This is a genomic window from Embleya sp. NPDC059213, assembly GCF_042754445.1.
GTDB lineage: Bacteria > Actinomycetota > Actinomycetes > Streptomycetales > Streptomycetaceae > Embleya.
This window is the reverse complement of sequence record NZ_JBHZAV010000076.1, coordinates 23,676-44,775: the sequence shown is the minus strand read 5'-3', so window position 1 is coordinate 44,775 and position 21,100 is coordinate 23,676. Positions and strand designations below refer to the sequence as shown.

At 69.9% G+C, this 21,100-nt stretch carries 12 protein-coding genes; 7 read left to right on the top strand and 5 right to left on the bottom strand.

The genetic code is table 11. The features are described from left to right. Positions 1-548: 548 nt before the first annotated feature. Together murJ and ACFXMF_RS26260 are read left to right on the top strand one after the other, a co-directional pair. Complete coding sequence (gene murJ / locus ACFXMF_RS26265) at positions 549-2,150, top strand: murein biosynthesis integral membrane protein MurJ (protein ID WP_379992111.1); 1,602 nt, start codon at positions 549-551, stop codon at positions 2,148-2,150. Then, positions 2,128-3,267, top strand: coding sequence for a glycosyltransferase family 4 protein (locus ACFXMF_RS26260; protein WP_360318717.1), 1,140 nt, complete (start codon positions 2,128-2,130; stop codon positions 3,265-3,267). Before murJ ends, ACFXMF_RS26260 begins: the two co-directional genes overlap by 23 nt. 66 nt (positions 3,268-3,333) lie before the next feature. Here the strand turns inward: ACFXMF_RS26260 and ACFXMF_RS26255 are convergent, their stop codons facing one another. Both ACFXMF_RS26255 and ACFXMF_RS26250 read right to left on the bottom strand, forming a co-directional pair. Beyond that, on the bottom strand, positions 3,334-4,713 hold the full coding sequence (locus ACFXMF_RS26255) for a DUF2254 domain-containing protein (RefSeq protein WP_360318715.1): 1,380 nt from the start codon (positions 4,711-4,713) through the stop codon (positions 3,334-3,336). A gap of 121 nt (positions 4,714-4,834) precedes the next feature. Continuing rightward, the gene (locus ACFXMF_RS26250) at positions 4,835-6,655 is read right to left on the bottom strand and encodes a glycoside hydrolase family 15 protein (RefSeq protein WP_360318713.1); all 1,821 of its coding nucleotides are present in this window, start codon (positions 6,653-6,655) and stop codon (positions 4,835-4,837) included. A 679-nt stretch (positions 6,656-7,334) separates the two neighbouring features. On the opposite strand from ACFXMF_RS26250, the gene ACFXMF_RS26245 reads away from it, so the two are divergent. Continuing rightward, a complete protein-coding gene (locus tag ACFXMF_RS26245; RefSeq protein ID WP_360318816.1) occupies positions 7,335-9,011 on the top strand; it encodes a CTP synthase in 1,677 nt (558 codons plus the stop codon). Between the two features lie 331 nt (positions 9,012-9,342). Then, a complete protein-coding gene (locus ACFXMF_RS26240) occupies positions 9,343-9,849 on the top strand; it encodes a GNAT family N-acetyltransferase (protein ID WP_379990995.1) in 507 nt (168 codons plus the stop codon). A gap of 423 nt (positions 9,850-10,272) precedes the next feature. Here ACFXMF_RS26240 and ACFXMF_RS26235 read toward each other — a convergent pair whose 3' ends face one another. Genes ACFXMF_RS26235 through ACFXMF_RS26225 form a run of 3 tightly spaced genes read right to left on the bottom strand, consistent with a single transcriptional unit; the run spans position 10,273 to position 11,559 of the window. Further along, the gene (locus ACFXMF_RS26235) at positions 10,273-10,446 is read right to left on the bottom strand and encodes a DUF397 domain-containing protein (protein ID WP_379990994.1); all 174 of its coding nucleotides are present in this window, start codon (positions 10,444-10,446) and stop codon (positions 10,273-10,275) included. A gap of 47 nt (positions 10,447-10,493) precedes the next feature. Further along, a complete protein-coding gene (locus ACFXMF_RS26230; RefSeq protein WP_379990993.1) occupies positions 10,494-10,679 on the bottom strand; it encodes a DUF397 domain-containing protein in 186 nt (61 codons plus the stop codon). Beyond that, on the bottom strand, positions 10,672-11,559 hold the full coding sequence (locus ACFXMF_RS26225) for a helix-turn-helix domain-containing protein (protein WP_379990992.1): 888 nt from the start codon (positions 11,557-11,559) through the stop codon (positions 10,672-10,674). The genes ACFXMF_RS26230 and ACFXMF_RS26225 overlap by 8 nt, the downstream gene beginning before the upstream one ends. Before the next feature lie 142 nt (positions 11,560-11,701). Here ACFXMF_RS26225 and ACFXMF_RS26220 point away from each other — a divergent pair, with 142 nt between their 5' ends. The 3 genes from ACFXMF_RS26220 (at position 11,702) to ACFXMF_RS26210 (ending at position 21,045) form a co-directional block, all read left to right on the top strand. Next, positions 11,702-12,241 (top strand): ATP-binding protein, encoded by a 540-nt coding sequence (locus ACFXMF_RS26220; protein ID WP_379990991.1) that lies wholly within the window; start codon positions 11,702-11,704, stop codon positions 12,239-12,241. Next, entirely contained in the window at positions 12,238-12,675 is a 438-nt protein-coding gene (locus tag ACFXMF_RS26215) for a hypothetical protein (protein ID WP_379990990.1), read from the top strand. Before ACFXMF_RS26220 ends, ACFXMF_RS26215 begins: the two co-directional genes overlap by 4 nt. Before the next feature lie 237 nt (positions 12,676-12,912). After that, complete coding sequence (locus ACFXMF_RS26210) at positions 12,913-21,045, top strand: RHS repeat-associated core domain-containing protein (protein ID WP_379990989.1); 8,133 nt, start codon at positions 12,913-12,915, stop codon at positions 21,043-21,045. Positions 21,046-21,100: the final 55 nt, after the last annotated feature.

The following is a 21,100-nucleotide window of genomic DNA, read 5'->3' as shown; positions in this document are numbered from 1 at the left end:
CGCCTCAGACGTGTCTCACTGACAGGCCCCAGTCTGCCGGGCCTGCGTCCGCCGCGCCCGCGTCCCCCGCACCTGCGTCTGCTGCGCCCGCCCCCGGGTCCGCCGCGCCCGCGTCCAGCGCACCTGCGTCCGCCGCGCCCGCCCCCGGGTCCGCCGAGCCTGCGTCCCCCGCACCTGGGTCCGCCGCACCCGCGTCCCCCGCACCTGCGTCCGCCGCGCCCGCCCCCGGGTCCGCCGAGCCTGCGTCCAGCGCACCTGCGTCTGCTGCGCCCGTCCCCGGGTCCGCCGCGCCCGCGTCCCCCGCACCTGGGTCCGCCGCGCCTGCGTCTTCCGCGCCCCAGTCTGCCGGGCCTGCGTCCGCCGCGCCCGCGTCCCCCGCACCTGCGTCTGCCGCGCCCGCCCCCGGGTCCGCCGCACCCGCGTCCAGCGCACCTGCGTCCGCCGCGCCCACGCCCGCACCCGCCGCACCCGCCGGCGTCGACCCCCCGCCCCCCGGCGCCACCCGGGCCCGGTTTGTCGTCCGGGGGATCGCCGGGGCCGCTGTGTTGATGGCTGTGGTGACGGTGTTTGCGCGACTTGCCGGGTTCGGGCGGCAGTTGGTGTTTTCCGGGACGGTGGGGGACACCGTGCTGGGTACCGCGTACAGCACGGTCAATTCCGTGCCCAACATCGTTTTCGAGATCGTGGCCGGCGGGGCGTTGGCGAGTGTGGTGGTGCCGGTGCTGGCCGGGCCGGTGGCCAAGGGCGCGCGCCAGGACGCCGGGCGGATCGCGTCCGCGCTGCTGACCTGGGTCGTCCTGGTGCTGACCCCGATCGTGCTGCTCGGCGCGCTGCTGGCCCGCCCGATCACGGAACTGCTGCTCGCCGGGAAGGCGGACGGCCCCGGCGTCGCGGACGTCGCGTCCCGGATGTTGATCGTGTTCGTGCCGCAGGTGCTGCTGTACGGGATCGCGGTGGTCGCCGGCGGCATCCTCCAGGCCCATCACCGCTTCCTGGCCGGCACCCTCGCGCCGCTGGTGTCCAGCGTGGTCGTGGCCGGCAGCTACCTGCTCTTCGCGAATCGCTACGACGTCGACCTGGACAACCTCGCCACCCTGCCGCGCGGCGCCGAACTGACCCTGTCCCTCGGCACCACCGCCGGCGTCCTGGCCCTGGCCCTGGTCACCGTGGTACCGCTGCGCTCGACCGGCCTGCGGCTGCGCCCCACCCTGCACTTCCCGGACGGCGTGGCCCGCCGGGTCCGCACCCTCGCGCTGGCCGGCGTCGCGACGCTGATCGCCCAGCAGGCCGCGACGATCGCGGTGATCCTGCTCGCCAACGGGCGCGGTACGCACGGGTCCCTGGTCGTCTACCAGACCACCTGGATGGTCTACCTGCTCCCGTACGCGGTGCTCGCGGTGCCGATCGCCACCGCCGCCTTCCCGCGCCTGAGCGCACACGCGCACGACGGCGATCGGGACGCGTTCGCGGACGCGGTCGCCGCGACCACCCGCACCGTGCTCTTGGTCGGCGCGGCCGGCACCGCGATGCTGCTGGCCGCCGCCGCGCCGTTGGGTCGATTCTTCGCGCTGTTCATGGCTGGCTCCACCGAGCCCGAGCAAATGGCCTGGGCGCTGGCCGCGTTCGCGCCCGGGCTGATCGGGTACGCGCTGATCGCACACCTGGGCCGCGCGCTGAACGCCTCCGGCCACGGTCGCGCCGCCGCGGGCTGTGTGGTGGCCGGGTGGGTGGTGGTCGTGGTCGCCGACGCCGCGCTGGCCTTCGCGCTGCCCGCGCGGTGGACGGTGGCCGCGCTCGGCCTGGGCAACTCGATCGGGATGACGGTGGCCGGCCTGTTGTTGGCCTACGCCGTGGTCCGGACGGCCGGCCCGAGGGCGTTGGCGGGCGCGGCGCTGGTCAAGCCGGCGGTCTGCGCCCCGCTCGCCGCGCTTGCCGCCGGCGCGGCCGGGTTCGGGATGTCGCGGGCATTCGGGACCGGCGACATCGTCTTCACGTTGATCATCGCGGCGGTTGCCGCCATCGTGGGCACCCTGGTGTTCGCGGGAGTCGTATCCGTGACCGTCGGCGAGGCCGTCAAGGCCACGCTGCGCGGGCCGCGGGCGGCCGAATCGGAAGGGGAGCAGCGACGTGGACACGACGACGGAGTCTGAGCCGCGAGAGCGCGCCGAGCCGGCCCGGCTGCGGGCGGTCCTGGTCCTGGCCACGTCCACCGGCGGGATCGGCGCACACGTGCGCTCGCTGGCGGCCGGTCTGGTCGGGCGGGGGGTCGCGGTGACCGTGTGCGGGCCCGCCTCGACCGAGGAACACTTCGACTTCGCGGGCACCGGCGCACGATTTCGGGCGGTCGAGATCGGCTCGGCGCCCCGGCCCACCGATCGGGCGGCGCTGCGCGAGCTGCGCGCGGCCTGCGCACCCGCGCACGTGGTGCACGCGCACGGGCTGCGCGCGGGGTTGGCGGCGGGCAACGCGCTGGGTCGGCATCGGGTGCGCCGGACGCCGCTGGTGCTCACGCTGCACAACGCGGTCCTGGTCGGCGGTGCGAAGGGCGCGCTGACCCGGGTGCTGGAGGGCCGCGCGGTGCGGGCCGCCGACGTCGTCCTGGGCGCCTCCACCGACCTGGTCGACCGGGCCAGGCAGCTCGGCGCGCGCGATGCCCGGCTCGGCCCGGTGTCGGCGCCGCCGCTGCCGCCGGCCGAGCGGGACCGGGCCGCGGTGCGGGCCGAGTTCGACGCCGGGGACCGGCCACTGCTGGTCGCCGTGGGCAGGTTGGCCCCGCAGAAGGACTACCCGGTGCTCCTGGACGCCGCCGCGCAGTGGGCGCACGAACGGCCGGTACCGCTGCTCGTGATCGCCGGAGAGGGGCCGCTGCACGAATCGCTCCGGGACCGGATCGACGCCGAGGCGTTGCCGGTGCGCCTGCTGGGCCATCGTGCGGACGTGGCCGACCTGCTCGGCGCGGCCGATCTCGCGGTGCTGCCCAGCCGCTGGGAGGCCCGGGCGCTGGTCGCCCAGGAGGCGCTGCGCACCGGCGTGGCCCTGGTCGCCACCCAGGTCGGCGGCATCCCGGAACTGGTCGGCGACGCGGCGGTCCTGGTCCCGCCCGGCGACCCGGACGTGCTCGCCACCGCCGTCCGCGACCTGCTCGCCGACCCGACCCGGCGCGCCGAACTGGTCGACGCGGGCCGCGTCCAGGCCGCCACCTGGCCGGACGAACGCGAAACCATCGCCCAGGTGCTGAGCATCTACGAGGAGCTCGGCCCGGTCTGACCCCCCGCCCCGTCGTGGGGCCGGCCCGCCGCGCCCCACGACACCCGCCCCCGGCACCCCGTCCGCTCAGCCGATGCCCTGTCGGTCCGGTTCCAGCGCGAAGGTTCGGCCGGCGGTGTCGGGATAGGTGCGTTCGACCGCCTGGCGGAGCAGCAACTGTTGGCGGACCAGTTCCGGGCAGCGGGCCAACGGGGTGATCTCCAGCAGGTCGCCGAGCACCGCGCTGAGTCGGCGGGTCACCTGGGGCGAGCCCGCGCCGTACAGCCGGATCTCGGTCAGGCTCAGTTCGACCACGTCGGACCACACGGCGACCGGCTCGATCACCCGGAGCACGTCGTGGCGGTCGAAGTGGGCACGGTCGCCCAGGGCGATGCCGCTCATCAGGGTGAGCAGCGCGTGGATGCGGTCCAGCGCCTGTACGGCCGTGGTCGGGTCGTTGATGCCGGGTGACAGCGCCTTGCTCGCGATGTCGACGAGTTGACGCAGACCGAAGGTCAGGTCCTGGTGCATGGTGCGCTCGACGCCGATGCTCAGGCACGGCCACACCTTGGCCGCGGCCGGCGCGCCGCGTCGGTTGGGGGTGCCGTGGATCTCCGCGAGCGGCATGCCGTGGGTCAGGTAGTCGCCCACCCGAGGGATCAGCACGATCACCACGTCGTGCCGCCGGGCCAGGAACACCAGCCGGGTCACGTCGACGTCGCGGAGCACGCCGGGCGACCCCCGGTAGGGGATCAGCGCCACGGGTTCGTCCGGCAGTGCCGGCACCGGTGGGGCGTACGCCTGTGCGGCCAGCACGTTCAGCGCCTCCCGGGTGACGTAGCCGATCACGTAGGTCACCCGCATCAGCCGGATCGTCGAGTGCACGTACACGACGAACACCACCAGGCTGGTCACCACCAGACCCATCGCCAGCGACGCGGCCAGCGCGGGCGGATCGCTGTCCGAGCCGCCGAACTCCTTCTGCACCCGCAGGGCGTACAGGAAGGTCATCAGGAACACCGCGAAGGTGGTCTTGGTGACCCGGCTGCGCACGTAGACCCGGACCACGCGCGGGGTGAACTGGCTCGCCATCTGGAGGGCCACCAGGGTGATCGAGAAGACCACGCCGATGAAGGTCAGCATCGCCGAACTCATCGTGCCGATGGCTTCCTTGGCCCCGCTCGCCACGTCCAGGAACCATTCGTAGCCCTCGCGCAACCACGGCCGGTCGTGGTCCTCCAGGTAGCTCGGGATCCACCGGTCCAGCGCCAGCATGAACGTGGCCAGCGCCCAGCCGGAGGCCAGCCCGATCAGCGGCGCGAACCACAGGCCGTCGCGCAGGTGATCGCGCCAGGGGGTGAGCGGGCGCCGCCGCCGGGCCCGGGGCAGGAACGGCAACGACGAGACGGGCGACGAGCCGGTCGGCTCGTCGCCCGTTGTTGCGGACGTGGAACGTTCGCGGGTCATGGTGTCGGGAGGTACCACCCGGGGCCGGTGCGCACACCTGCACGGCGCGCCCACCGAAGCCGGCCGGACCCCTGCCCCCGGCGCCGCGATGTCCTGTCGCCACGACGCCGCGCCCGCGCGATCAGTCCTGGTCGGTGCTCTCCGTGCGCAGCGTCGCGGTCAGTCGCAGCGCGGTGTCGATCAGCGGCACGTGGCTGAACGCCTGGGGGAAGTTGCCCACCTGGCGCTGGAGTCGGGGATCCCACTCCTCGGCGAGCAGGCCCAGGTCGTTGCGCAGCGCGAGGAGGCGTTCGAACAACTCGCGTGCCTCCTCCACCCGGCCGATCATCGCCAGGTCGTCGGCCAGCCAGAACGAGCAGGCCAGGAAAGCGCCTTCGTCGCCCGGCAGGCCGTCCAGGCCGACGCTGGTGCCGTTGGTCGGGTAGCGGCGGACGAAGCCGTCCTCGGTCAGCTCGCGCTGGATCGCCTCGATCGTGCCGATCACCCGCTTGTCCTCCGGCGGCAGGAAGCCCACCTGCGGGATCAGCAGCAGCGAGGCGTCCAACTCGGTCGAGCCGTAGTACTGGGTGAAGGTGTTGCGATCCACGTCGTATCCGTACGCGCACACCTCGCGGTGGATCTCCTCGCGCACCTCCCTGAGGTGTTCGAGCATCTTCTCGGTGTCCGAGTCCATCGGCTCGTCCACCAGCATCTTGATGGTGCGGTCCACCGCGACCCAGGCCATCACCTTGGAGTGCACGAAGTGCCGGCGCGGCCCGCGCACCTCCCAGATGCCCTCGTCCGGGTCGCGCCAGTGCTGCTCCATGTAGTCCATCAGCTTGAGCTGGAGCGCGTGCGCGTGGTCGTTGCCCTCCATGCCGGCCTGCCGGCCCAGGTGCAGCGCGTCGATGACCTCGCCGTACACGTCGAGCTGGAACTGCTCGGCGGCGGCATTGCCGATCCGGACCGGGTGCGAGCCCTCGTAGCCGGGCAGCCAGGTCGCCTCGTACTCGGTCAGCCGGCGCTCGCCGCCCACGCCGTACATGATCTGCAGGTTCTCCGGATCGCCGGCGACCGCCCGCAGCAGCCACTCGCGCCACGCCTTGGCCTCGTCCACGAAGCCGGTCTTGAGCAGCGCGCCCAGCGTCATCGCCGCGTCCCGCAGCCACGTGTAGCGGTAGTCCCAGTTGCGCACCCCGCCCACGTCCTCGGGCAGCGACGTGGTGGGTGCCGCGACGATCCCGCCGGTCGGCGCGTAGGTGAGCGCCTTGAGCGTGATCAGCGAGCGCACCACCGGCTCGCGCCACGGGCCCTGGTACGTGCAGCGGGTCATCCAGTCGGCCCAGAACGCCTCGGTGTCCGCGAGCGCGGCCAACGCGTCGGTGGGCAGCGGGCCCTCGACGTGCGAGGGATGCCACGTGAGGGTGAAGGTGACCCGGTCGCCCTCGCCGAGGGTGACGTCCGAATAGGTGGTCAGGCCGCGCCCGTAGGTCTCGGTGTCACTGGCGAACCACACCGCGTCCGGGCCGGCCACCGCGACGGTGCGCCCGTCCGCCTCGCGGCGCACCCACGGCACGACCTTGCCGTAGTGGAATCGCATGCGCAGCTCCGAGCGGACCGGAACCCGACCGGACACGCCCTCCACGACCCGCACCACGACCGGCGCGCCGACCAGCGCGTCCGCCGGAGGCATGAAATCGATCACCCGAATGGTCCCCCGAGGGGTCTCCCATTCCGATTCGAGGATCAGCGAGTCGCCGCGGTACCGGCGACGGGTCGCGGGGCCGCCGGAGAGCGGCGCGACCCGCCACGACCCGTGTTCCTCGCTGCCGAGCAGGCCCGCGAACACGGCGGGGGAATCGAAGCGGGGGAGGCAGAGCCAATCCATGGAACCGTCGCGGCCCACGAGAGCGGCGGTCTGCATGTCCCCGATGAGGGCGTAGTCCTCGATGCGGCTGGTCACGGGCAACGCTTTCCGTTCCTGGTCGTCCTGATGGCGCCGGTTGTCCCGTTGTGCGTCCCGGGTTCGGCTGGGGGGCTGGATTCGTACGTGCCTGGTTTCGTACGGGCTGTGCTCGGCCGTGGTTTGTTGTCTGCTGCGTGCGTGTCTGCTGGCTTCCTGCGTACCGCGCTCGCCGATCGACATGTTCTGATCAGCGGTTGATCGATTCATTCCAGAGTGCACCACGCGCGCGTGATCGACCGCCGTAACGGTGGCCGGATCGACCGGTGCTCCCGAAATGTCGTCCCGTCGGGATCCGGGGGACGCGCACCCGTCGCGCGCGTACGTTTGCGCTGCGCGCGGGTGTCGGCGAACGGAGAGAGGTTCGTGCACCGCCTGCGTAGCATAGTGCGCCGTCGGCGCTGAAACGTGCCTGCTTTTGCCGACCCGATCGTTGACTCTGTGTCGAATCCGACTCGGCCGATCCGTCGGCATGTGCCCGGAATCTCCTGTGCGTTGTCACTCTGGGCAATCGCCGTATGGTGTCGCAGTTGTTCCGTACCGGGTGCGGGACCTCGACCCCGGACGCTGTTAGGCTGGTATCCCGTGGACTTGGTGGGACTGTTCCGGGCCCGCATCGGCCCAGCAGCGTCCCCTTCGAAATCCCCTCGATCGCAACCACGGGAGCCCCTCCTTGGCAGTGCCTCAGACGCCCAGTCGCAGCCGGCAGGCGAAGCACCTCTTCGTCACCGGAGGCGTCGCCTCCTCGCTCGGCAAGGGGCTCACCGCGTCGAGCCTCGGAGCGCTCCTCAAGGCGCGCGGCCTGCGGGTCACGATGCAAAAGCTCGACCCGTACCTGAACGTCGACCCCGGGACGATGAACCCGTTCCAGCACGGCGAGGTGTTCGTCACCAACGACGGCGCCGAGACCGACCTGGACGTCGGCCACTACGAGCGCTTCCTCGACGTCGACCTGCACGGCTCGGCCAACGTGACGACCGGTCAGGTCTACTCGACGGTCATCGCCAAGGAGCGTCGCGGCGAATACCTCGGTGACACCGTGCAGGTCATCCCGCACATCACCAACGAGATCAAGTCGCGGATCCGGGCCATGGCCGTGGACGACGTGGACATCGTGATCACCGAGGTCGGCGGGACCGTCGGCGACATCGAGTCGCTGCCGTTCCTCGAATCGATCCGCCAGGTCCGGCACGAGGTCGGCCGGGACAACGTGTTCTTCCTGCACGTCTCGCTGCTGCCGTACATCGGCCCGTCGGGCGAGCTGAAGACCAAGCCGACCCAGCACTCGGTGGCCGCGCTGCGCAGCATCGGCATCCAGCCGGACGCGATCGTGCTGCGTGCGGACCGGGCCGTGCCGCAGGACATCAAGCGCAAGATCTCGCTGATGTGCGACGTGGACGAGGAGGCCGTGGTCGCGGCCATCGACGCTCCGTCCATCTACGACATCCCCAAGGTCCTGCACTCCGAGGGCCTGGACGCCTACGTGGTGCGCCGGCTCGGGCTCAACTTCCGGGACGTGGACTGGACCCAGTGGGACGACCTGCTGCGCCGGGTGCACCAGCCCGAGCGGGAGATCACCGTCGCGCTGGTCGGCAAGTACATCGACCTGCCGGACGCCTACCTCTCGGTCACCGAGGCGATCCGCGCGGGCGGCTTCGCCAACAACGTGCGGACCCGGATCAAGTGGGTGACCTCGGACAACACCGCGACGCCCGAGGGCGCCGCGCGCGAGCTCGGCGACTGCGACGCGGTACTGATCCCCGGCGGGTTCGGCGACCGCGGCGTCGAGGGCAAGGTGCAGGCGATCGCCTACGCCCGCGAGCACCGGATCCCGACCCTGGGCATCTGTCTGGGCCTGCAGTGCATGGTGATCGAGGCCGCGCGCAACCTGGCGGGCCTGGCCGGCGCGAACTCGCTGGAGTTCGACCCGGAGGCCGCGCACCCGGTGGTGGCGACCATGGCCGATCAGCTCGACATCGTCGCGGGCCAGGGCGACCTGGGCGGCACGATGCGCCTGGGCCTGTACACCGCGGACCTGGCCGAGGGCTCGATCGCCCGCGAGGTCTATGGCGCGGCGCAGTCCGAGGAGCGGCACCGGCACCGCTACGAGGTCAACAACGCCTACCGCGGGCAGTTGGAGGAGACCGGTCTGGTCTTCTCCGGCCTCTCGCCCGACGGCCGCCTGGTGGAGTACGTGGAACTGCCGCGCGAGCAGCACCCGTACTTCATCGCCACCCAGGCCCACCCGGAACTCAAGTCCCGCCCGACCCGCCCGCACCCGCTCTTCGCGGGCCTGGTCGCGGCGGCGGTCCGCCGGATCAAGGGCGAGGACCGCGTCGCGGAGACCACGTCCTGAACGGACGCCGGCGCCCGAACGGATGCCGGCACCTGGTCGGGCGTCGGCGCCCGATCGGGCCGCCGGGGTCTGATCGGCAACTCGAAGCCGCCGGCGCCTGATTGGCAACCCGAAGAAGCCACCCACCCGAGTACTCGGGTGGGTGGCTTCTTCGGTGGGTGACTTCTCTACGGGCCCGTCAGCCTCGACCGGACGATCAGCTGCTCCGCTTGGCGACATCTGCAGTGCCTTCGTCCAGCCGGCTCATGCCTTGCCTTCGCCTGTTCGAAGGCTCGGTAGAGCTGCGGGTGCCCCGTGAGTCGGGCCGGCGTCGAGAACTAGGATCTGAGGCATGATCGAGACGGAGCGATTGTCCCTGCGACCTCTTGCGATCTCGGACGTTGATGCCTTTGTCGCACTCCATGCCGATCCGAGGGTCAATCGGTTCGTCGGGACCTTCTCCCGTCAACAAGCGTTGGAACGGCTCGCTGTGGTTGAGCGGCAGTGGGCTGAGCGAGGTCATGGCCTGTGCGCTGTTGAACTCAGGTCGAACGGCGAATTCATCGGGCGAAGTGGCCTGCAGTACTGGGAGCAGTTCGACGAGGTCGAGTTGGGATGGACGCTCCGGGCGGAGCACTGGGGGCACGGATATGCAACCGAGGCAGCTCGAGCGTGCCTCGACTGGGGCTTTGCCTCGCTTCAAGAGGACTACTTCACCGCTCTCATGAGACCGGGCAACGAGCCGTCGGTGAAGGTGGCTCAGCGCCTCGGCTTCTCGCCGCGCCGACAAGACACACTGAACGGCAGTCCTGTCACGGTGTATGCGTTGGATCGTCGAGCCGGCTCGTCCTCCGAGTGACGCACGGACCGAGTTACGGAAGCAGGATTCCTCTTCTGGCTCGGGGTCTCACGTTGCCGTCTGATCGAGGTCGACGGCTCGGACCTCCATGTCGAAGATCTCGACGCCGTGGACGGGACACCGGTCTGGACGTGAAGCCGTGGTTCGGTGAGATGGGTCCTCGCGGAGCACAGCGCCAGGCCGAATGGACCACGATCATGCTCCGCGACTACTTCGCGCGACAGCCCAACAGTGACGGCGGTCGGTAGCCGACGACCGGTGTCGGCATCCCTGGGCCGACCCTCCCGACAGGGGAACTCCTGAGGGCCGGTACCTCGTGGCTCATGCAGTACTGGTGGGCACAGGCCGCGTCCCGTGCGGCCGGCGCCACGAAGCGGCCACCCGCTCGAACGTCGGGCGGGTGGCTTCTCGGCGTCGGAGCGGCTATTTCAGCGCACTCACCAAGCGCGCCCACGGCGCCTCGCCGAACTCCAGAACGGGGCCCAAGACGACTTTCGAGTCCCGCGCTCGAACGGCTGCCCGGTCGGGCGCGACCTCGACGCAGTCACTGTCCTGCGTGCTGTAGTGGCTCTCTCGTTCTCCATACGAGGGGAGCATCGGTATGCACGGTTCACCCCACCGTCTCCACGAGACCGGTTTCACCTTCACCCAGTCAGGCAATCCACCATGGCAGCCCAGGACTTCTCGGGGAAGACGAGTGCCGGACTCATCGGTACTCGTGAGTCACGTGCCCATACCGCGTCCGTTGCGGGTGCTACGGCGACGCAGCCTCCGTCATTTTGGCTGTGCGATGAAGTCCGCCATGCGAGCTTCTCGATCTTGTTAGTCACGTTCTCCCCAAAAAGATACGTACTGCTGGATGACTTCGACTGACTGGTTCGGGTCGAGTCCGGCTTGCCGCAGGTGATTGATCACGTTTCTCGCCCGCTCCACGTATGTGCGATCCCACGTGATTGCCCGCATGAGGATGGCGCCTTCTTCGGAAAGAGCGGTTTTGGTGGACTGATCGTCCAACTGCCACCTGCCTACCTCTTCGAAGAGCGTGAAGGTCGAGGCGAGTCCTGCTCCTGCCGCACTCGCAAACGGGATGACGATGACTTCGACGTTCTCACGGCGAGCGAGCTCCACCAGGTGCTTCATCTGGTCTCGCATCAAGTACGGACCGCCGACCTCCGTCCTCAGGCAAGCCTCGGTGATGATTCCGGTAAAGCTGAGGGGCGGATCGGCTGTCAGGCGTTTCTGTCGCTCCATTCTCGCGAAGACCACTTCCTTCGCAGACGGTCCGACGTACGTGCGATTCGTGATCTCTCGCGCGTACTTCTCGGTCTGTAGAAGCCCGGGGAGTACGGTCGTCTGCGCCTCGGTCGAACGCTTCGCGAAGTTCTCCAACCTGATGTACTCCAGGTATCCCGCCGGGAGAACGTCCGCGAACCGCATCCACCAGACCCCCTCTGCTGTGGCGCTACCTGCCTTGGCTGCCTCCAGCAGTTGCAGCACCTGCGCCCGCTGATCGGCCGACGCCTGATACGTGGCCAAAAGCTTCTCGATCTCGTCGTCGGAGCAGGGGCGTTGCCCGTTCTCGATGCGACTGATCGACGCGCCCGACACTCCGACCAGCGGTGCCGCACTGCGGACCGTGTGCCCTGCACCCGTGCGCAGCCGGCGGAGTTCCACTCCGAGGTTGAACTGGTCTTCCGTCGTAATGGTCATGGTCCTCCTCGGTGAACAGTGTCCTACGCGGGCACGTTCGTGCGCGAGCAACAGACGCCTTGTTTCAGAGACTTGACGTGTTTCATGAATCAGAGGATGGTGATTCATGCCACTCACTGCATGCATGTGGACGCGGTGAGTGATGCCCAAATACTTCCCTCGGCGTCACATCTCGGGAGCTGCCATGCAGCCGTGTGCCCAGAAGTTCGATCTTCCGTTGTCCGTCCGCTCGGTCGGGACGGCTCGTGGTCTCGTTCGGGACTTCTGCATACGACACGGGTTCCCGGAGCGGGTCAGGGACGGGGCGCTGCTGATCGTGTCCGAGTTGGTGACCAACTCCGTCGTGCACGTGAAGCCGCAGGCGGGCGCGCCGCAGGAGTGTCGGTTGATGCTCACCTGGCAGCGGCGGGAGTTCGAGATGGGGGTCTGGGACTACGACCCCATGCCGTGCCCGGTGATCCGACCCGCCGGCGCCGACTCCGACGTCGAGTGTGGGCGCGGGCTGGCCATCGTGCTTGGGCTTGCCGAGGGGTTCACCTGGATGCGGGCCGCCGGTGGGAAGTTGGTCGCGGCGCGACTTCGAGTGCCGTCGAATGCGGAAGGCGTGGGTGCGGGCGGGTTGTTCGGTGCTGCGTTCGATGTGCGGTCTGCGGGGCTCGGTCGCTCTTTGGATGCGTCGTGACGACCGCCGATGGCGCCGGCTGGGTGCGGCTCGCCGGTGGCGATCCCAGCCGACTTCGGTCCTTGCTTCATGTCGGGCGGTCGGTCGAGGTGTGCACGGATCTGGTCGCTGTCACCCGGGAGCAGTGGACTCTGTTTCAGGATCCGCGCGTTCGGCTCGCGACGTCCTGGTATTCCGATGATCCGGCCGAGCACGACGCGATTACCGACCGCCCGGGAAGCTACGCGCGGGCTCGGGAGAACCTGATCATCGCGCTCGGGATTCATGTGCCGGTGCGGGTGCTCATGGTGGAGGTGCGTGCCGGGCAGCGCATTGCGCAAGGACGGGCCGAGTTGCTGCGGCTCGGGGTGCGGGCGTCTGTGATCCGGGTGGACCGGGTGCGGTGTTCGGATGGCGCGAAGACCCGGTCGGCGAATGGACCCGAAGGTCCGTGATATCCGCAGGGGTGCCTGAACGCACTCCGGCCGACGGGGAAACGCCTGGTGAATGCCTTTGCCAACCATGGCGCTTGTTGGTGACAGGTCGTCAGGATCGAATCCGCGTCGCCTGCGGCGTGTGCGGTCCGGGGAGGTCCGGGCGTCGCCATGCTCGCACCCGGGATCGCGGCCCCCGCCGTGGCATGTGGGGGGTCGGCGATGGTGACTCGCGCACGAGTGGGTCTGGTCGGGGTCGTGATTCTGGCTCTGCTGTCGGGGGTGTTGTCGTCGTGGGCCGCGACCGCCGAGGACCGATCGGCACCGGCGCGGTCCGGCCCGCTGCCGCCGGGGGTGGTCTCGGTTCCGCCGACCGCGCCGCCGCCGATACCGAACACCCGGGTCGAGGCGAAGCCGGGAGACGCCCTGTACGAGGGGCGCGAGCGGGTCAAGCGGGCGGTCGCGGAACGGGAGAGCCCGCCGGCGGCCCCGTCGGCTCCGACCGCGATGAGCGACGCGATGCGCGCCAACGAGAGCGCGCTGGAGCGCCGCGGCGCGGTGGTGGACGAGCCGAACCCGGACCACCTCGACATCGCCCGTTCGCCCCGCGTCGAAAAGGGGCCGCGACTGGACGAGTTGCCGCACGCGAAGGACGGGGCGAACGCGGACCTCCCGCGCGCCGACCCGGCTCAGGAGAAGGCGCCGGCGCCGGGTAACGCGCCGCCGGCGACCGAGGCCGCCGCCCCGCGTACCGGTTCGCTCGCCGCGGGCGACACGTACGGCGCGCGGTACGCGAGTCCTTCGGCGTTCTCGGTGGACCCGACCTACGCGCAACGCGGTTATGCGTGGGTGACCATCACCAACGACTCGAACTTCACTTGGCCCGCCAACGGGCGCGTCCGGCTCTCCTACCACGTCTACCGGGCCAACGGGAGCCTGTACAACTTCGTCGGTCTCTCCACCGCGCTGCCGATCGCCCTGGAGCCCGGGCATTGGCTTCAGATGAGTGCCGCGGTCGAGCAATTGCCTGCGGGGGCGTTCCGCATCGTGTGGGATCTGCGCGACGAAGCCTCGTGGTTCACCGAACACGGGGTACCGGGGTCGACGGCCTGGAGCATCAATCTGCCCCACCAGCCGCCCTCGGCCCGCGCCTACACACCGACCGACGGCACCACCCAGTCGACCCTGGACGTGTCGTTCTACATCGGCGTCTTCGGCGACGACACCCAACCGATCGACATCGAGTACGAACTGTGCGCACAGGGCGGACCGGGCGGATCGCAATGTCGGGACAGCGGCTGGCTGCGCGTCGGTACACCCACCCAAAGCTTCACGCTGTCCCATCACTGGACCCCGCCATCGGACTGGATCTTCTGGAACACCACGTACTTCTGGCGTGTGCGGGTCCGGGACGCCGCCGCGACCACCCCGTGGAGCGGACAGGCGAGCCTGACCACCGTCGTGCAACCCGTCGAGGGACTCAGCCGTCTCGGCGCCGACCCCACCTCGGTGGACGCGGCCGGCGTCGGCCTGTTCCGCGGCAACTACACGCGCCGTGAGACCGACCTGGCACTTCCCGGGCGCGGCCTGCCGCTGCAGATCGAACGGATCTACAACAGCGCGAACCCGGTGCACGGGGCGTTCGGCCAGGGCTGGTCGTCCGTACTGGACATGCGCTCCTTCACCGAGATCGACGGTTCGGTGCGGATCACCTACCCCGACGGCCGCCAGGTCCGCTACGGCCGCAACCCGGACGGGGGATACGTCGCGGCGTACGGCGAGGCGAGCAGTGCCCAGGTCTTCGGGCCGAACGAACTGCAAATGGAGGATGGCACCAGGTACATCTTCAACGCGAACGGCAAGGTCGCCACGATCGTCGGGGCGAGCGGGCAGGCCCAGTTCTTCGCCTACGACGCGCAGGGCCGCCCCGCCTCGATCCGCGAGGGCTTCGAGGCGTGGTCGCGCACGCTGTACTTCGGCTGGGTCAACGGCGACATCGGCTGGCTGGCCACCGGGCCCAACGGCCCGTCCCAGAGCGCTCGATGGCGTACCTACAGCTACCAGAACGGCTACCTGACCGGCACCTGCGACGCGACGAACGCGTGTCAGTCCTATCGGTACCTGTACGCCCAACCCCCCTACAACATCGCCCGCATGGCGAACGTGGAGGGAAGCCGGCCGGGCACCGGGACCCGGATCGACTACCTCGGCGACTACGTCGGGTCGGTGACGTTCGCGGACGGCGCGGTGTGGAGCTACGTGCGTGGCCCGGGCCGATCGGTCAACGGCGCACTGGTCGTCAAGGTCTACGAACCGAACGGGCTCATCACCCAGTACGAATTCGATGCCCGAGCCTCGCTGTGGTACCGGTGGACGGGCGAGAACCCGACGCCGTCCACGACCAAGATCTGGGGCTACGACGCCTTCGGCCGGCCGTCGTCCACGATGGACGAGAACGGCAACGTCACCGAGACCTACTGGAGCGCCGGGCGCGCCACCGACCACAACACGTATCGCGACGCCAACACGATCGTCAACACGCACCTCGTCTACCACCTCGGGCTGCCCCACGACCCATGGAACGGCCGGCTCGTCGGCACCCAGGACGCGAACGGGCACAAGACCTCGTACACGTACGAAACCGCCGACTCCGGCAACGAGTTCATCGGCCTGGTGGAGTCGAGCACCGCAGCGGACGGCGGCGTCACCAAACGCACCTACACGTGCGTGAACCCCGAGCCCCGACCACTCGTGGTGAACGACCCCGGGGCACCCCTGGGTTCGCTGCAACCGTGCGGCCTGGTCCGCAGCGTGACCGATCCGGACGGGCGCGTGACGCGCTACGAGTACAACCGGTTCGGCGATCAGACTCGCTCGATCTCGCCGAGCGGTCAGGTCACCGACGCCTTCTACGACGACCTGGGCCAGTTGCTGCGCGGCGTCGTCGACAACGTCGAGACCACCTACACCTACGACGCCGTCGGTCGGGTCGCAACGGTCACCGACGCCGCCGTCACCAACCCGATCTCCGGCGTCCGCCACCAACGGCGCGTCATCAACGCCTACGACAGCGACGGCAACCTGACCGAGCGTCGCGATACCGACCTCACGCCGACCGCGTCCGGGGGCGATGTGGCACGCGTGACCGCCTACAAGTACGACGTCCGGGGCCGTCGCACGGAGGAACTGCGCCAAGGCCAGACCGTCGGATTCACCACATACGGGCGGATGGGCGAAGTGCTCACCAGCATGGAGCCCAACACCAACACCTACTCCTTCACCTACGACGCGTTCGGCAGGCTGTCCGAGACGTGGCTGCGCAAGTACACGGAGCCGGGCACGCGCACCGAGCGTCCCGTGCGAATCGAGGTGCGCGCGTACGACCCCGCAGGGCGACTGATCTTCCTGGGCGACGCGATGAATCGCTGGGTCACCTACGGCTATACGGCCGACGACCTGCGCCTGACCGAGACCCTCGCCGCCTATCGCGACCCGGTGAGCAATCAGATCCGCGACATACCGCTGCGCACCTTCACCTACGACCGGGCCGGCAACGTGCTCACCGACGTCAACGGCGGCGGAAGCACCAAGGCGGTGACGGCATTCGGCTACGACGAGGCCAACCGCAACATCACCACGACGATCGACCCGGGCGGCCTCAACCGGATCACCACGACCGCCTACAGCAAGGCCGGGATGTTGCTCCGGACCGCCGAGTCGGACGGCCGCGACGAATTCGGCCGCACCACCCACGTCTACGACGCGCGGGGCCGGTTGACCGCCACCGCCGTGCGATCCTGGCGGGCGCCGTCGGACCTGGGCTTGGTGACCTCCTTCCGCCGGGACACGGCCGGCCGGGTGCTGGCGACCACGGACCCGCGGGGCACCCCGCCGATCGGCTCGACCGATCCGCCCGACGCACGGTTCACCACGGATCAGGCGTACGACGCGCTCGGTCGGCTGAGCACGATCACCGGTCCGCCGATTCCGGTCGAGGACGGCGCCGGCGGTGCCGCGCACCCGGACCGCCCGGTGGACACCCGCGGCTACGACACGTTTGGCGAACTCACCCACAACCGGGACGCCCTCGGCCGGGTGACCACCACCGTGTACGACCCGCTGGGCCGACGCACCAAGGTCGTGCACCCGCAGGTCACCAACCCGGACGGGTCGACGGTGCTGCCGTCCGAGTCCTGGTGGTACGACGACGTGGGCAACCCCACCGCCTATCAGGACCGGTCCGGCCAGGTCACCCGGACCGAGTACGACAACCGCAACCGCCCGTTCCGGGTCACCCTGCCGCCGGCCGCGGACCAGGCCGCTCCGTATGTGGTGACGACGGTGCGCGACGACGCCGGCAATGTGCTCTCGCAGCGCGATTCGCTGGGCGCACAGAAGTTGTGGACGTACGACGGCATGGATCGCATGCTGACGTCCGCCGTGACGCAGCGCGGATTCGGCGGAACGGTCAAGCAGTTCGTCACCCGCTATCGCTACGACGACCTCGGTCGGCTCCTCGAGGTCACCTCACCCACCGGGACCCAGTCCACCCGTTACACCTACAACGCCGCCGGCGAGACGCTGACCGAGACCGTTGCCGGACACGGCCCGACGACCTACGAGTACGACGCGGCCGGCCGGCCGACGAAGACGACCGACCCGGTGGGACGCTCCCGCGAGAACCGCTGGGACGTCGACGGGACGTTGTCCCTGTACTTCGACACGGGCGCGGACGGCTCGCACGCCGGCGGGGAGAACTACACGCGGGACGCGGTGGGCAACGTCACCCGCCTGGACATCCCCCGCGGCGGGACCGCCGGATGGACCTCGCGATACCTGACGTACGACGCCGAGAGTCGGCTCACGTCGCTGCGCGAGGGCGTGGTCGATCCCACCGGGCCCGGCCAGACCACGACGTTCGGCTACGACCTGGCGGGCAACCGGGTCCGCACCACCGACCCGCTCACGCACTCGACCTACACCGGGTACAACGCGTGGGACCTGCCGAGCACCCGCACCGAACCGGCCACCGCCGCGCATCCGGCGCCGGCCGATCGCACCTGGAGCACGTCCTACGACGTGGCGGGGCGAACCACCACCGCCGTCGAACCGGGCGGCGTGGTCCGCAGGTTCGAGTACGACCGGCTCGGTCGTACCGTGCGGGACAGCGGAACGGGCGCCGATCGGGCGGCGGAGCGCACCTTCACGTACGACGCCGCCGGTCGCGTCACCGGGACCGGGAGTGGCAACGCCACGACGATGTACGAGTACGACGACCGCGGGCTGCTCACCACGGCGAGTGGTCCCGTGATCGGGCGCACCGTCTACGCCTACGACGACGACGGCCGGGTGACGAACCGGGTCGGGCCATCGGCCGTGGACGGCGTGGGCTGGAGCTACGACAAGTCCGATCTCTCGACCGTGCACGACACCATGTCGGGCATCGGGCGCAGCTACACACACGACCTCGCCGGCCGGATCACGGGGGAGGACCAAAAGCGCGGGATCAAGCCGCTTGCCACCCGCGCCTACACCTACGACGCGGCCGGTCGACTCGACACCGACACCGTGCGCAACCCGGCGGGCGGCGTCACGGCCAAGCAGTCCTTCCGCTGGGACCTGCAGGGCAACCTCGTCGGCACCAAGACCGAGGGTGAGCTCGCCGGTACCAAGTCGCAGGACTACACCTACGACTTCGCCGGCCGACTGACCGGCGACTACGATCCGGCCGCGGGAACCGGCACCGACTACACGTGGGACGCGGTCGGCAACCGCACCGCCGCCACGAAGTGGGAGGGCACCCCGGACCGGCATACGGCCACCGGCGGCAGCAGTTTCACCTACGACGAGCGCAATCGCATCACCCAGGCGAGCGACCCGGCCGGCGGCACCACCGACTACACGTGGCGTCCCACCGGCACGCTCGCGTCGTCGACGAATCACACCGTCGGCAAACCCGTCGCCACCACCAGCCAGACCTTCGACGCGTTCGCCCGGCTGATCGGCGACGGCACATCCACCTACACCTACGACGCGCTCGACCGGTTGACGAGCGAGCAGAACCCGGTCACCGGGTCGGGGCACACCTTCGGCTACACCGGATTCGACAAGGAGCCGGCCACCGACGGCCAATGGTGGTTCTCGCGGGCGGGCAGCACCGTACTGGGCGCGCGCAACGGCGCCCCCGACCAGACGTTCGCCGCGACTTCGTCCGGCGGCGCGGCGAAGACGCTCGCCGACCCGGGCACCGCGCCGACATACGGCGTGCTGGCCAACGCGCACCACGACGTCGTGGCGCTGACGGACAGCACCACCGGCGCGGTCGCCGGCTCGCGCGCGTTCGACGCGTTCGGCCGGATCACCGCGTCCACCGGCGCGCTGTCGCCCCTGGGGTTCCAGGGTTCGTGGACCGACGAGAGCACCGGGCGGGTCCAGGCCGAGGCTCGGTGGTACGACCCGACGACGGGCTCGTTCGCGTCCGGTGACACCGCCTCCGTTCCGTTCGGCGGGGCGGCGTCGACGAACCGCTACACCTACGCCGAGGGCAACCCGACCAGCAGGTGGGACCCCAGCGGCCACTTCTGGGGCATCGACCTGGGCTTCGACCTCCACGACGTGGGGCACCTCGCGTCGGCGGCGCTGCACAGCGTGCACGCGCGAGAGATGGTCAACGCGGTGGGCCGCGAGGCCGAACAACTCGCGAGGTCGGCGGGCAGCGGGGCGGCTTCGTCGGTCCGGACCGCTTATCGCGAGGCCGCCACCATCGTGAAGAGCCCCGTGTTCCGCAACGGCGTACGGGTTGCGCTGCGCGGCCTCGGGGGCGCGGTCTCGGCGATCGTGACACCCGAGGCGTTGATCATCGGCGCGGTCATCCTGGTCGCCTTGGCCACCGGTGTGCTGATCTACGTGCTGATCAACGCCGACGGCACGGGCACGCCGGTGGAGGATCCGCACGTGGGCCGGCCGCCGCAGACGACCACGCCCCAAGGCGGTGCCCGGCCGCAGGACGGGCCGAAGAAGGGTGAGGACAAACAGGTCGACACGGCCCCCGCGCCGCCCGCGGCGCCGAGCGTGATCGGGAGCCACACGGGTCGGACCTCGAACACGGTCTCCAGCACCACGAAGTGGTTCGACTCGACCTTCGCCTACACCCGCACCGACTGGTACCGCTTCACCGTCACCCACAAGTGGAACGACTGGTCGGACGGTACGCAGACGTGGGCCGGCACGTCGTGGCTCACCCAGCACTGGTGGCAGCAGGTCGCCCGTCGACTCATCGACCTGAACACCTCGGTCGACGTGGCCGTGGACCAGACCCCGAGAACGGCGACCAGTCCGGCACTGCCCATGCAGGCGCCACCGGGTGGAGCCTGCGGCGCGGGCGGCCCGGTCAGCGCGTGCGGCGACGGCATCGGCACGGGCGCCCTGCAAAGCATCGGCCTGTGCTCGGGTACGTTCACCGCGGACGCGATCGTGGAATGCCGCACGGCGAACCCGCCGAGTTCCCCGGCCGACCCCAACACCCGACTCGACAGGTGCACGGGCGTCACCGGCGCGGGCACCGCGTGCGGCAACCCGGACCCCTCCTGCCACAGCTTCCCGACCGACACACAGGTCCTCCTCGCGGACGGCACCCACAAGCCGATCCAGGACATCAAACCGGGCGACAAGGTACTCGCCACGGACCCGGAAAGCGGCCGATCCGCACCCCGCGAGGTCCTGAACACATTCACCACCGAGAACGACAAAGACTTCGCCGACATCACCGTCAAAACCGACCGGGGCAACGCCTCGGTCACCGCCACCACGAACCACCCCTTCTGGGCCCCGGACCTGAAGGAATGGATCGACGCCGGCAACCTCACTCCGGGCCGGTGGCTCCAGACTTCGGCAGGCACCCGGGTCCAGGTCGACACGGTCCGCACCTTCCGCCACCGGCAACGCACCCACGACCTCACGGTCGACGTCGACCACACGTACCAGGTGCTCGCCGGGGCGACGCCGATCCTGGTGCACAATTGCAAGCCAACCAGCTTGTGGACACCGGATGATGATTATTCGGACGAAGCGATCCAGGAGCGCCTCGATGAATGGGGTCTTCAGGCGGGCTTGACCAAAAAGCACGTCCGGCTCGCGCGTACGGTGGCTTCGGACCCGTCCTATCCACAGCGAGTCACGAGTGCGGGTGCCGATTTTTGGCGAAACGAAGGAAATGCTCGTGGGTGGACCGACTGGACGAACTCGCCGATCTTCGATATGGAAGCCATGAATGAGTACAACCAGATACGAATCATGGTTCACCCCGGGACGGGCGAAATAGCTTGGTTTCCGCTCAAGGGCGGAGTGCACGACTACAATAATCCCCGGTACTACAAATACGACAAGCGGTAGTCATCCAATCGATTGCCATGTGAGTGGGTCGTGGAGACTGCCGGCCCACTCACAT